The organism is Telluria sp. RB2R28, assembly GCF_059685835.1.
In genome coordinates this window covers 163,375-176,005 of the sequence record NZ_JCASIK010000002.1, presented here as the reverse complement: position 1 = coordinate 176,005, position 12,631 = coordinate 163,375, and the positions used below count along the sequence as shown (strand labels likewise).

Genomic DNA, 12,631 nt, shown 5'->3' with positions numbered 1-12,631 from the left:
CAGATGGGTTTCGTTTCTGTATGGCGACAGAAACGCCGCCGCGCTCTCCACTTTCTCTTGATGGTGAACTGTCAGGATTGCTGTTCTGTTCCGGCCCGGCGCGCTATTGGCAAAGATCGGCGCACGGTGCGTGATGCGCTTGCCCGATTCGTCCCGCCACAGGATCGGGTGCTTTCCCGTGGGCGCGATGGACAATCGGCTTGTCATGCAGCTGGAAGATGTGACGGCGTCGACCGCGCGGCTCAGTCTGGGCAAGCCCGATACCGATCACCAGGTGTCGTATTGCTTCACGATGGACGATTGCTGGAGACTGGTCCGTATCGAGAACCAGTCTCTCTGACGCAGCACACGAGCGACTGCGCCAGATTGCTGCTTACGCCGCCTTGCCGCCTGGGCGACGGCGACGCGCCATGAAGCCCATCAGCGCCAGGCCAGCACCCATCAGCATGCCCGTTGCAGGCTCAGGAATGTCCGTGCCGGGATCGACAGGCACGTTATCGCCCGTCACATCGAAGGTAATCGTGCCGAAGTTCCAGGTACCGTCCGGCGATACTGCCGAATCATTGAAATCCTCGAAGAATTCCAGTCGCAGAAGGCCATCGGCGCCGACCGTGAAGTCCAGGCCGAGGTCGATCAGGCTGGCTGAATCGGCGTAGTTACCGGTGCCAGGATTCAAGTCTTCAAAACCCGGGGTGAAATAGACGCCAGTTGACTGTGCCGAATCGCTGAAGTACAAACCGATTTCGGACAATTAACTCGGCGTGTATGCCGTGAGGTTGACGTCGTAAGCAATACCGGTAATCCGCGAGCCTGCCCCCACGTTGAGGGTAAAGATCGTATTCCCGGCCGCTCCCGGCGCTCCGAAACTCTGGACACCAGCGACATTGACCACAAATGGTACGGCAAATGCAGACGTGCAAATCAGCAACGACAGGCCGACAAGCAGGTTTTTAAGCGATCGCAGGGGCATGGTGTTCTCAGGTTAGTGTGAGTTTTGTAACCAGAAGTAACAGTGCCATGCCTTCAGCTGGTGTCAACCACCTGATTCCAATGGAATTATTATTAACGCTTGCGGCTTGTATTGACAAATGTAAGTTTTCTCGACATCGTCATCCAATACTGATTGAATCTTGTCCACTCAAAAAATTACGGGAGTCCACTGTTCGGTGGAATCCCGTATAGACCGATCAGGCTTTATTTGAACGAGTAATTGGCACTCGCATAAAAACGGCGCCCGCGCGGATCCGTATAGCTTGGGTCGTAACCCGATAAAAAGTAATATGCCTGGTTCGAATAAGGCGGGCTCGTGTCGAACAGATTCTGGATGCCCACGCGCAGTTTCAGGTTCGTATTGACCCCATACGCGCCCGACAAATCCCACAGCGAATAGCGCTTGACCCGGTTGGCGGCCACCACGCTGCCGTTGTCGATATTGATCGCCGTATTCTGGTCTTCATAGCCGCTCGAGAATGTATTTTGCAGGCTGGCCGACAGCGGCCCGCGATCCCAATCGACGCTCACCGTATGGCGCCAGCGCTGAACCACGCCGTCGGTCACGAAGCGGTTCAGATTGCTCACAAATGCATCGCCGGGCGCATTCTGGATTTTCGACGTCAGCACATAGGTGCCGTTCAGGCGTCCACCGAAGCGGCCGATGGCCGTGTCGACGCCGCGTACCGTCAGCGCCAGGTCGAGGCCGCGCGCCAGTTGCGCGCCGCGGTTGTCCTTGCGCAGTTCGATGTAGTCGATCAGCCCGTCCTCGTCGCGATACACCAGATCGCTGTACTTGGCCAGGTTGCCGAGGATGATGTCGTCGCCGATTTCGCTGATGAGGTTCGTGCGCTTGATGTTCCAGTAGTCGAGCGACGCGCTGACATGCTTGCCGGCGGCGAACACGGCGCCCAGCGAGAACTGGCGGCTGCGCTCGGGTTTCAGCGCGTCGTTACTGTAGCGGCGCGTGTCCCAGTTGTCGGCGCAGTCCGAATAATTGTTCTCGACCGTGGCGCAATAGACCGGATCGGGCAGGGTGGCCGTGCTGCTGTAGACGGTAGGACGGTACAGCTCTGTCATCGACGGCGCGCGGAAGCCCCGGCCGGCCGAGCCGCGCAGCAGCAGCGCGTCAGTTGGGCGGTAGGTCAGGCCAATCTTCGGGCTGGCCGCGCCACCCACGTTTTCGTAATGGTCGTAGCGCGCCGACAGCTGTGCTTCCCATTGTTTGGCGAATGGCACCAGGACTTCACCGTACACCGCAGCCACATCGCGGCTATCGCTGGTGGCGCGGCCGCCTTCGGGCGCCGCGTCATTGTTGATGTTGTCGCTCAGGAGCAGGGCCGATGGCGTGAACTGGTTTTTTTCGCGCCGTGCTTCGCCACCGATGGCCACTGCCAGATCGCCGCCTGCCATCGGCATCAGGGCGCGTGAAAACTTGACGTCGACGGCGTCGAGCGTGCCGCGAGCGCGGCGCACGACGTCATCGACCTGGATGCTGTCGATCAGCGCCCGGCCTTCCGGGCTCGATGGGCCGAACGGGTTGATGCGGCCGTCGGCGATTCCTTCGAGCAGCTCGTTGTAGAGCAGGTAGCCATGGGTGTCGCGGTCCTTGACCGTGTTGACGCTGTGGTTGTAGGCGGTGTCGTAATCCCAGCCGCCCACGGTGCCCGTCACGCCGACGACGAAACGCACGCCTTCGCTGGTGAGCGTGCTGGTGCGCTGGCCCGCTTCGTTCAGGCGCATGCGCAATTCCAGTTCGCCCGGGATGTCGTCGTCCAATTGATCCAGGCCGGTGCCGGCCAGTTGCGGCACCCGCGAATAATCGACATAGCCCGCCACGCGCGCCGATGAGCCGGTGTAGTCGGTCTTGGCGCGGCTGAGCGCCACTTCGGCATACGCCTGGTGCGAGCCGCCCAGCTTGATGACGGCGCGGCTGAGCACGCTGGCTTTTTCGGACTTCGGATACAGCTCGGTGTCGCCCATGTAGTTATAGGTGCAGGCATCGACGCCGCCCGTGCCGTCCGGCAGGTACACATTGGCTGGCGGCGCGCAGCCCGGGACCGACAGGTTGATCAGGCGGTTCGTGATCGGCTTGCCATTGAGTGTGAAACCGATCTCCTGCAAATGGTCGCGCTGGGCCGAGGTGAGGCGGATATTCGCGGGACTCGTGTAGCTGGACAGCAGGTGGCCGAGGCGCTGCTCTACCTGCAGGCCAGGAATAAAGCTGCGCTGCGACGTATTCAGGGGATTGGTGCGCTGGAAGTCGGCCACGGCAAACACATTGTAGCCATCGCGCTCGAGCACGCCCTTGCCGGCGCTGAGGCTGGCGGTGCGCTTGCCGGCGCCGCCTTCGTCGGTCGTGCCGACGTACACGTTTGCTTCCAGTCCCTGGAAGTCCTTGCGGGTGATGAAGTTGATGACGCCGCCGATGGCGTCGGTGCCATACAGCGCCGATGCGCCGTCGAGCAACACTTCGACGCGCTCGAGCGCCGCTGCCGGGATATTGTTCAGGTCGACGCCGCTGTCGTCGCCGGGCGAAGCAAAGTTGGCCATGCGCCGGCCATTGAGCAGCACCAGCGTCGACGAGGTGCCAATGCCGCGCAGGTTGGCGCTGTTGAAGCCGCGCTGGTCGCCGCCGACGTTGATGCTGGCGCCGTCGGTCAGGCCGTTGCTGTTGGCGGAGACACGTCCCATCAGTTCAGCAGCGGTGGTCACGCCCGTTTTCTCGATCTCGGCCCGTGAAATCGTTTGCACCGGCAGCGCGGTTTCAGACTGCACGCGGCGGATCGCCGAGCCTGTGACTTCGACGCGTGGCAACTCGGCTGCCGACACCGCCGGCAGCGTCTGCGCGGCCAGCGGCAGGCTGGCCAGGGCAATGGTTGTTCCGGCGCATGCCAGGAGCACGCCACGCACGGCGCGGGCGCCTGGTTTCAATTTCGTATTCATCGATTCTCCGTTATTACATCAAGCATATTGATTGATATTAAACGTGCGCAGGGTTGAATGGATGCAACATTTAGAGAGTGATGAATGAATGTTGTAAATATGGTACGCGTGTGCGTAAAAAAACCGCCACGTCTTTCGACGGGCGGTTTATAGGAAGATCAGCTGGCTTTAATTCGCGAACAATACCTGGGCAATAATTCCGGTGGCGATCGTCGCCAATACGTAATCGTTCCCGGTCTGAACCCAGTGATAGCCACGGGGTGGCGCGCTCAGATGGCGACCGCGCCAGTTATTGACCACGTAGCGATCGTGGCGATATTCCTTGTGCAGCCGGCCGCCGCGGCGCAGGTCGTGGCGTGGACCGCCACCGCGAGAATCGTCGCGACGATAATACTGGGCGCCGTCGTTGCGGTGCTTGCCATGGTTGGCGCGCGGGCCGTCGTGGCGGTCGTTTCGTTTGTCGTCGCGGCGATCATCGTCACGGCGATCATGATGCTGTTGTTGCGAATAACCGTTGCGGTCATGATCGCGATCATTTCCGTGATCGCCGCGTTGTGCAAAAGCGCTGCCACTCGCGGTAAAGGTCAATGCAATCAGTGATGCGATGAACTTGGTTTTCATTATTGTTTCTCCTGGTGGCCGATCCGTTGAATCGATGAGTTCATTAGACTACGGGCACCGCCTAACATGTTAAGAATTCCAGTAAGCAATGCTACAAAGTGTATCTATGCCGGCTGTCGCCATAATGTGTGAGAAATACCGTGCAGGCGCTGGATATACTCGGTTCGATCGATGCATTCAACCGGGAGGCGCAGTGATGGAAAAACGTCTGCAACAATGGCTGGCCGCGGCGCTCGTGGTGGCCTGCATTGGCGCGGCAGGGCTCATGTGGAACAGCTCAACACGTGAAACGGTCGTCGATGTGGTCGGCGCACCGCCGCCGGATACACCACGTGCCGCTGTACCCGTGCCAGCGCAGGCGATGTCGGCAGCAGTGCCGGCGTCGGTGCTGGCTGCTGCCGTCAACCCGAACCTGAGCGTGCACGTGGCCGATCTGCTGGCCTCGCACGATCCGTACGATGCCTACGCGGCCTACATGCTTGTCTCGGGCTGCGCTTCGTTCAACCGGCGGCAGGATCTCGAGATGCACGACAACAAGCTGGGCGCGAAACGCACGCTGAATGCCGAGGAGCGCCGGAACATGACGCGCATGTGTGGCGCGATGACGGAGCGGGAGCGGTTGGCGCGGCTCGATTACCTCGCCACCGCCGTGAAGGCCGGCGTGCCGGGCGCGGCATGGATGCATGCCGTCGAAGGCCCGTTTGGCGATCCGAGTGCGTTGACGACGCGGCCCGACGACCCCCTGGTGCGCGAATGGAAGGCGACGGCGGCCAGCCAGCTCGACACGGCGGCCGAGGCGGGCGACACGACCGCACTGATGTTGTGGGGAATGCAGAAGCTGGGCGGCTCGGACCTGACAGACAGGCATCCGGTGCAGGGGTACGGCTACCTGCTCGCGGTTGGCCTGATCGACGCGCAGATTGCGCAGCCTGGCGACCGGTCGCCGCAGATGTTCGCCGAGGGCAGCGGATTGCTGACCGCGCTTGGGGGGCAGCTGACGCAGGAGCAGCGGGCGGCTGCCCTGGCCGAGGCGCGCCGCATCGCTGCGGCTGCAAAAGCACGGCGCGAGCGTAACGGCAACAAGTCGGGCGTCATGCCGGCGTCGATGCAGGGCGGCGGATTGGCGGCTATGCCGGTGGGTGGTCGGGGCTGACCGTCGGGCTCAGCGTCGGGCTTAACAACGACGACACATACAGCAGCAGCTTGTCTTCGCTCACGCCGAGGTCGAGGCCCGTGAGCTCGCCGATGCGGCGCAGCCGGTAGTCGAGGGTGTTGCGGTGGATGCCCAGCGCCTTCGCCGTGGCGGCCGAATTTTCGTTCTGCTCGAACCATGCGGACAGCGTTGCGCGCAGCATGGCGCGGCTCTTGTCGTGTGCGAGCCGCGCGATCGGCATGCGCAGCTGGTGCGCCTGCCAGCCGCTGTCCAGGCCCGACAGCAGTACCGGCAAGGCCATCTCGTAATAGCTGAAAACCTGCTGCTGCGGATGGCGCGCGCGCCCGAGCCGGCTGGCGGTGCGCGCGCTCCCATACGAGATCGCGGCGCCATCGATGCCGGGCAGTGCAATGCCCATCGACAGCGTGAACGGCAGCGTGCATTCTTCGCGCAACAGCTGGGCCAGGGCATCGAGACGGCGTTGCGGCGGTGTCTCGAGCCCTTTGCGGGACGGCTCCCAGGCCTCAAGCAGCACCAGTTCGGACGGCCCGACGCTAGCGGTGAGGGCGTCGTCGCGGCGTGCCAGGAGCCGCATCTGCAGCAGCTGCACGGCGCTCGGGGCATGGTCCGCCGTGGCCGGCACGCCCTGCAGTTCGACCAGGAACACCAGGTGCATGCGCTCGATGTCGATCCCGAGCCGCTGCGCCCAGCCTTCGAGTTCGGCGCGCGCGCCCGGCTCGTAGCGTATCAGGTTGAGCACGAACGCTTCGCGGTAGCGTGAATGGCTTTGCAGCGTCTGGGTCAGGGCGGCCTGCTCGAGGATCATCTCGGCGCTGAGGCGTACCAGCTCGCCGAACTGGCGCACGGCGTCGGGCGCGCCGGACAAGCCCACCGCCCCGCAGATCTCGCCGCCGACGCACAGCGGCAGGTTGATGCCCGGCTGGGCGCCGTGCAGCTTGTGCGCGGCCGCCGCATCGATTTCGGTGGTGAGCTTCTTGGCCAGCGCCAGCAGGGCGCCGGCATGCAGCTCGCCGACCCGCGCCGCGTTGCCGCTGGCGAGGATCACGCCGTGGGCATCCATCACATTGACGTTGAACGGGATGATGCGCATGGTGCGGGCGACGATTTCCTGGGCGAGGCCGGTGTCGAGGATGTGCATGGCGGTGTCTGCTTGAAAGAGGGCGTTTGTGATTATGCACAATTATGCCGGTAGGCTGCGCGGCCTGGATGCGTATGGTTGGCATGCTGATTGGGTATTTGAACCCTGGCTTGGGTATCAACTTGTGCACATGCCTGAAAAAAGGCGGGAATTGGGAGGCTTGAATTGTGCGTGTCGCCGACGCTTGGCAGCCCTTGTTTGGTTGATAATCTCGATGATTACATGACCAAATATTCGGAGACAGCATGAGTACCATTGCCAGCACCCCCGGCGCGAGCCTGCTCGAAGGCGCCTACCGCAAGGCCACGTGGCGCCTGATCCCCTTCATCTTCGTCTGCTACTTCTTCAATTACCTGGATCGCGTCAACGTCGGTTTCGCCAAGCTCGAGATGCTCGACGCGCTGCAGCTGAGCGAGACCGTGTATGGCCTGGGCGCTGGCATCTTCTTCATCGGCTACGTGACCTTCGGCGTGCCGAGCAATCTCATCCTGCACAAGCTGGGCGCGCGGCGCTGGATCGCGGTGATGATGATGACCTGGGGCGCGCTGTCGGCGTGCATGCTGTTCGTGAGCACGCCCGTCGAATTCTATGTGCTGCGCTTCTTCACCGGTGTGGCCGAAGCGGGCTTCTTCCCCGGCATGGTCCTGTACTTCACCAAGTGGTTCCCGGCGCACAAGCGCGGCCAGGTGATGGCGCTGTTCATGTCGGCCATTCCCGTCTCGGGCCTGATCGGTGGCCCGCTGTCGGGCTGGATGCTGAGTCACTTCTCGGCCGGGCAGGGCGGCATGGATGGCTGGCAGTGGCTGTTCCTGCTGCAGGGGATTCCGACCGTGCTGCTGGGCGTCGCGGTGCTGTTCTACCTGAACGACAGCCTGGCGCAGGCGTCGTGGCTCACTGCCGAGGAAAAAACGGCGATGCAGACGGCGCTCGACGAGGACGAAGCGCAGCGCTCGAGCGGCACCCATGCGGTGCACTCGTTCGGCGCCGTGCTGCGCGACTGGCATGTGTGGATGCTCGGCTTTATCTACTTCAGCATCCAGATGGGCGTGTATGCGATCAACTTCTGGCTGCCGTCGATCATCAAGTCGCTGGGCTTCGAAAGTGCCACGACAGTCGGCTGGCTCAGCGCGATTCCCTACCTGTTCGCCGGTGTCTTCATGGTACTGGTGGGCCGCTCGGCCGACCGCCGGCGCGAACGCCGCTGGCACCTCTCGGCGCCGCTGCTGATGGCGCTGGCCGGCCTGCTGCTGGCCGCGAACTTCTCGGATAACGTGGTGCTGGTGATGATCGGCCTGAGTCTCGCGACGATGGGCGCGCTGACCGGCTTGCCGATGTTCTGGCCATTGCCGGCCGCGTTTCTGGGCAGCGCGGCTGCTGCTGCGGGCCTGGCGCTGATCAATTCGATGGGCCAGATTGCCGGTTTCCTCAGCCCGTTTCTGGTCGGCTGGATCAAGGACGCCACGGGCAGCACGGACATGGCGCTGTATATCCTGTCGACCGTGCTGTTCATCGGCGCGATGCTGGTGCTCGTGGTGCCTGCGCGCCTCGTCAATCGTTAATCGGAGCGCAGCATGCACATCGTGATCGCACCCGATTCATTCAAGGAAAGCCTGTCGGCGCTGGAAGCGGCGAGCGCCATCGAGGCGGGTTTCCGCGATATCTTCCCTGACGCCCGCTACGTCAAGATCCCCGTCGCCGATGGCGGCGAAGGCACCGTCGACGCGATGATCGCCGCGACGGCCGGTCGCCGCGTCGACCTGCGCGCCACCGGTCCGCTGGGCACACCCGTCGATGCCTTCTACGGCCTGACGGGCGGCGACGTCATTGCCGTGATCGAGATGGCGGCCGCCAGCGGCCTGGAACTGGTCCCGCCGGCCGCGCGCGATCCGCTGCGCGCGACCAGCCGTGGCACGGGCGAGTTGATCCTCGCCGCGCTTGACGCCGGCGCGCGGCGCTTCATCCTGGGCGTGGGCGGCAGCGCCACCAACGACGGCGGCGCCGGGATGCTGCAAGCACTGGGCGTGCGGCTGCTCGATGCGCAGGATGCGCCGCTGGCGCCCGGCGGCGCGGCGCTGGCAGACCTCGCGCGGATCGACATCACGCAGCTCGACGCGCGTGTACTGGACTCGGTATTCGAGGTGGCGTGCGACGTCAGCAACCCGCTGGTTGGCGTGAATGGGGCCTCAGCCATCTTCGGGCCGCAAAAAGGCGCGACGCCGGCAATGGTCGCCCAGCTTGACGCCAACCTGCGCCACTACGCCGCCGTCATCGCGCGCGACCTGGGCCAGGACGTGGCCGACGTCCCGGGCGCCGGCGCCGGTGGCGGCATCGCCGCCGCGATGCTGGTCTTCCTCAAGGGCCGCCTGCGGCCGGGCAGCGAAATCGTCGCCGACGCGGTCGGGCTGGACGCGGCAGTGGAGTTGGCCGACCTGGTCATCACCGGTGAAGGCCGCATCGACAGCCAGACCGTCAACGGCAAGACCCCGATCGGCGTAGCCCGCGTCGCTGCGCGTCACGGTAAACCGGTCATCGCCATCGGCGGCTGCCTGGGCCACGACGCCAGCGCCGTCCACGCCCACGGCATCGACGCCACCTTCAGCACGATCATGAAAGCCGGCACGGTCGCCGAAGCCCTGGCCAACGCCGAATTCAACCTGCGCACCACGGCCCGCAACGTCGCCGCCACACTCAAACTCGGCCAATCCCTCTAACCCCAACCCACAATGAGGGTCAGAGTCGAATTATTGAGCAATTGATCCGATTTCTCCACAACGAGGGTCAGAGTCGAATTATTGAGCAATTGCTCAGCACCGCCAACAAGTAGGGTCAGAGTCGATTTATTGGGCAATTCCCAAAAGTTGTCAAACAATTCGACTCTGACCCTAATTGTTACATGGTTGCTGAGTCTGTCTGACAATTAGGGTCAGAGTCGAATTATTGAGCAATTGCTTTGGCTGCTAGCCAGTGGTTGCTGCAGGAGCGGTCAGCGGCCGATCCAGGCGGCGCCGGGCCAGGCGCCGCTGAGCACCATTTCTTTCATCAGGCCGACCAGTTCGGGGGCGGCTGCCACGCTGACCGGGGAAGCGCGGCGGGTGGCGGCGCGTGCCAGCACGATGCGGCGTGACAGGTCGGGGGTGCCGACCGGGGCGCCGGACAGCGTGCCGTCGCGCAGTTCGTCGAGGATCGCGGAGCTGGGCAGGATGCTGTAGCCGAAGCCTTTGTTGACCAGCGATTTCTGCAGGTCGAGGGCATTCGTTTCGGCCACCACGTCGACACTGATGCCGGCCACCGCCAGTGCGTGTTCGATGATGCTGCGCAGCCCATGCGGTGCGTTCGGCAGGATCATCGGGCGGTCGCGCAGCTGCTTCAACGGAAACGGCGTCGACGCATCGATCTCGCCCGGTGGCCCGATCACGTACAGGCGCTCGTCGAGTAGCGCTTCGACCTGCAGGCCGTGCGAGGCGCGCGTGTCGTACAGGAGCGCCAGTTCGACTTCACCGGCCTCCAGCCACTGCACGACATTGCCCGCATAGCCGACATTGATCCCGACCGTGACGGCGGGGTGTCTGGCACGCACACGCGCCACCAGCTCGGTTGCCAGCAGATTGCTGGTGCTGGCCAGCAGGCCGATCATGAGCCGGCCCGAGATCGCGTTGGCGGCCGGGCCGATCTCGGCGCGCGCCTTGTCCAGTTCGCGCAGCGCGCGCCGGCCGTATTCGGCCAGCGTGCGGCCGGCATCGGTCAGCACCATGCCGTGGCGTTCGCGCTCGAACAGCAGGGCGCCGCATTCTTCTTCGAGCATCCGGATATGGCGCGACACGGCTGGCTGCACCAAGTGCAGCAGTTCCGCCGCCTTGGTGGCGCTGCCCGTTTCGGCAATGGCGATGAGCGTGCGGATCTGCTTGATGTCCATGATGATCGTCCAAGTGGTCGAGCCATCAACATAAGCTATTCCTGCGCCGCCTGCAATACCCGGTCGTGATCCCTGACAGCCATGCATCGATGTGATCGTGGAATCACGTTTTTCTATTTCTGCGTCACACGCATTCAAATTTATGATGGATCTCGATCCCACCACGCGACTGGTTCGTCATGCCTGCCATTCCCCGTTCCTACCTGTTCGTCCCCGGTAACCGCCCCGAGCGTTTCGCCCGCGCGGCAGCCAGTGGTGCCGGTGCTGTCATCGTCGACCTGGAAGACGCCGTCCCGCCTGCAGACAAGGACGCCGCGCGCATGCAGGTGGCAGCGGCGCTAGACCCATCGGTGCCTGTCGTCGTGCGTATCAACGCGCAAGACACGCCCTGGTTCGAGGCTGACCTGGCCCTGTGCCGCCACGCGGGCGTGGCCGCCATCATGCTGCCGAAGGCGGAATCGGTCGACAACCTGCGCCGCGTAGCGCAGCTTGGCCTTCCAGTGCTGCCGCTGATCGAAACCGCCTGCGGCATGGCGGCGGTCGATGCGCTGGCGCGTGTGAAAGGCGTCGCGCGGCTGGCATTTGGCTCGATCGATTTCCAGTTCGACCTGGGCATCGAGGGCGATGACGAGGAATTGCTGCACTTTCGCTCGATGCTGGTGCTGGCCTCGCGCGTGGCAGGTCTGGCGCCCCCGATCGACGGCGTGACCGTGGCGCTGGACGACGACGCACAGCTGCGCGCGGACACCCTGCGCGCCCGCCGCTTCGGCTTCGGTGCCAAGCTGTGCATCCATCCGCGCCAGGTGGCGCCCGTCAATGCAGGCTTTCGCCCTACGGAGGCCGAGGTGGCCTGGGCCACGCGCGTGCTGACCGCAGCGCGGGAGGCAAACGGCGCCGCCGTCGCCGTGGACGGCAAGATGGTCGACCGGCCCGTGATCCTCCGGGCCCAGCGCATCGTCGACGAAGCATCCGACTAGAACAAGACAACAACAGGAGACACCCCATGGACAATCTGACCGCCTGGCAGGGCCGCACCGAAGAACAGCTTGACGCCATCACCGCGGCGCCGCTCGCGGCGATGGCCGCGCTGCTCGACCGCGATGACCCGGCCCCGCACCCCGGCAGCGCCGTGCCGCCGCTGTGGCACTGGCTGTACTTTTTGCCCGTCCACCGGCAATCGCAGCTTGGACCGGACGGCCACGCGCTGCGCGGGGGCTTTTTGCCGCCGGTCGATCTGCCGCGCCGCATGTGGGCTGGCGGACGCCTGCGCTTTTTGGCACCGTTGCAGGTCGGCGACCAGGCGCGGCGCGTGTCGACCATCGCCGACATCACGAGCAAGGAAGGCCGCAGCGGCAAGCTGGTGTTCGTGCTGGTGCGCCACGTGATCGAAGGTGCGGCCGGCGTGGCGATCGAGGAAGAACACGACATCGTCTACCGCGCCAATCCGCAGCCGGGCGATCCGGTGCCGGTCCCGGTGATGGCCGACCTTGACCACGACTGGATCCGCGAAATCATGCCCGACCCCGTGCTGCTGTTTCGCTACTCGGCGCTGACCTTCAACGGCCACCGCATCCATTACGACCAGCCGTACGTGACGCAGGTCGAAGGCTATCCCGGCCTGATCGTGCACGGCCCGCTGATCGCGAGCCTGCTGCTTGACCTGGTGCGGCGCGAACAACCTGCCGCCGTCGTCACCGCGTTTTCATTCCGCGCTGTGCAGCCGCTGTTCGACATCCACCGCTTCAGCGTCTGCGGCCGCGTCGAGCCCGACAGCCGGACGATCACGCTGTGGGCCAAGACCCATGACGGCCAGCTGGCCATGCGCGCCGAGGCGCAGCTGGCATAAGCG

General features: G+C 64.1%; 11 protein-coding genes and 1 pseudogene. 6 read left to right on the top strand and 6 right to left on the bottom strand.

Annotation, left to right across the window (positions count from 1 at the left end):
* Window positions 1-187 precede the first annotated feature (187 nt).
* Window positions 188-340, top strand: a complete 153-nt coding sequence (locus AC56LV_RS08390; RefSeq protein WP_499556922.1) for a hypothetical protein — start codon at window positions 188-190, stop codon at window positions 338-340.
* 33 nt (window positions 341-373) lie between these two features.
* Here the strand turns inward: AC56LV_RS08390 and AC56LV_RS08385 are convergent.
* From AC56LV_RS08385 to AC56LV_RS08370, 4 genes and pseudogenes are all read right to left on the bottom strand, one after another.
* Window positions 374-499 (bottom strand): annotated as a pseudogene (locus tag AC56LV_RS08385) (PEP-CTERM sorting domain-containing protein); the annotation flags it as partial.
* A gap of 252 nt (window positions 500-751) precedes the next feature.
* Entirely contained in the window at window positions 752-970 is a 219-nt protein-coding gene (locus AC56LV_RS08380) for a hypothetical protein (protein ID WP_499556921.1), read from the bottom strand.
* A 224-nt stretch (window positions 971-1,194) separates the two neighbouring features.
* Window positions 1,195-3,936 carry a TonB-dependent receptor gene (locus AC56LV_RS08375; RefSeq protein ID WP_499556920.1) on the bottom strand — a complete coding sequence of 914 codons (2,742 nt, stop codon included), beginning with the start codon at window positions 3,934-3,936 and terminating at the stop codon, window positions 1,195-1,197.
* A 168-nt stretch (window positions 3,937-4,104) separates the two neighbouring features.
* Window positions 4,105-4,557, bottom strand: coding sequence for an RcnB family protein (locus AC56LV_RS08370; protein ID WP_499556919.1), 453 nt, complete (start codon window positions 4,555-4,557; stop codon window positions 4,105-4,107).
* Window positions 4,558-4,750: 193 nt separating this feature from the next.
* Between AC56LV_RS08370 and AC56LV_RS08365 the strand changes: the two genes are divergently transcribed.
* Window positions 4,751-5,710, top strand: a complete 960-nt coding sequence (locus AC56LV_RS08365) for a hypothetical protein (protein ID WP_499556918.1) — start codon at window positions 4,751-4,753, stop codon at window positions 5,708-5,710.
* On the opposite strand, the gene AC56LV_RS08360 is transcribed toward AC56LV_RS08365, so the two are convergent.
* The gene (locus tag AC56LV_RS08360) at window positions 5,685-6,869 is read right to left on the bottom strand and encodes a sugar diacid recognition domain-containing protein (RefSeq protein ID WP_499556917.1); all 1,185 of its coding nucleotides are present in this window, start codon (window positions 6,867-6,869) and stop codon (window positions 5,685-5,687) included. The genes AC56LV_RS08365 and AC56LV_RS08360 overlap by 26 nt on opposite strands.
* A 245-nt stretch (window positions 6,870-7,114) precedes the next feature.
* Here AC56LV_RS08360 and AC56LV_RS08355 point away from each other — a divergent pair, with 245 nt between their 5' ends.
* Window positions 7,115-8,428: an MFS transporter gene (locus AC56LV_RS08355; protein ID WP_499556916.1), complete on the top strand. Its 1,314-nt coding sequence runs from the start codon at window positions 7,115-7,117 to the stop codon at window positions 8,426-8,428.
* Window positions 8,429-8,440: 12 nt separating this feature from the next.
* Window positions 8,441-9,580 carry a glycerate kinase gene (locus AC56LV_RS08350; RefSeq protein ID WP_499556915.1) on the top strand — a complete coding sequence of 380 codons (1,140 nt, stop codon included), beginning with the start codon at window positions 8,441-8,443 and terminating at the stop codon, window positions 9,578-9,580.
* Between the two features lie 272 nt (window positions 9,581-9,852).
* Here AC56LV_RS08350 and AC56LV_RS08345 read toward each other — a convergent pair whose 3' ends face one another.
* Window positions 9,853-10,782 (bottom strand): LysR family transcriptional regulator, encoded by a 930-nt coding sequence (locus AC56LV_RS08345; RefSeq protein ID WP_499556914.1) that lies wholly within the window; start codon window positions 10,780-10,782, stop codon window positions 9,853-9,855.
* 179 nt (window positions 10,783-10,961) lie between these two features.
* On the opposite strand from AC56LV_RS08345, the gene AC56LV_RS08340 reads away from it, so the two are divergent.
* Together AC56LV_RS08340 and AC56LV_RS08335 are read left to right on the top strand one after the other, a co-directional pair.
* Complete coding sequence (locus AC56LV_RS08340; protein ID WP_499556913.1) at window positions 10,962-11,759, top strand: HpcH/HpaI aldolase/citrate lyase family protein; 798 nt, start codon at window positions 10,962-10,964, stop codon at window positions 11,757-11,759.
* A gap of 26 nt (window positions 11,760-11,785) precedes the next feature.
* Entirely contained in the window at window positions 11,786-12,628 is an 843-nt protein-coding gene (locus AC56LV_RS08335; protein WP_499556912.1) for an HTD2 family dehydratase, read from the top strand.
* Window positions 12,629-12,631: the final 3 nt, after the last annotated feature.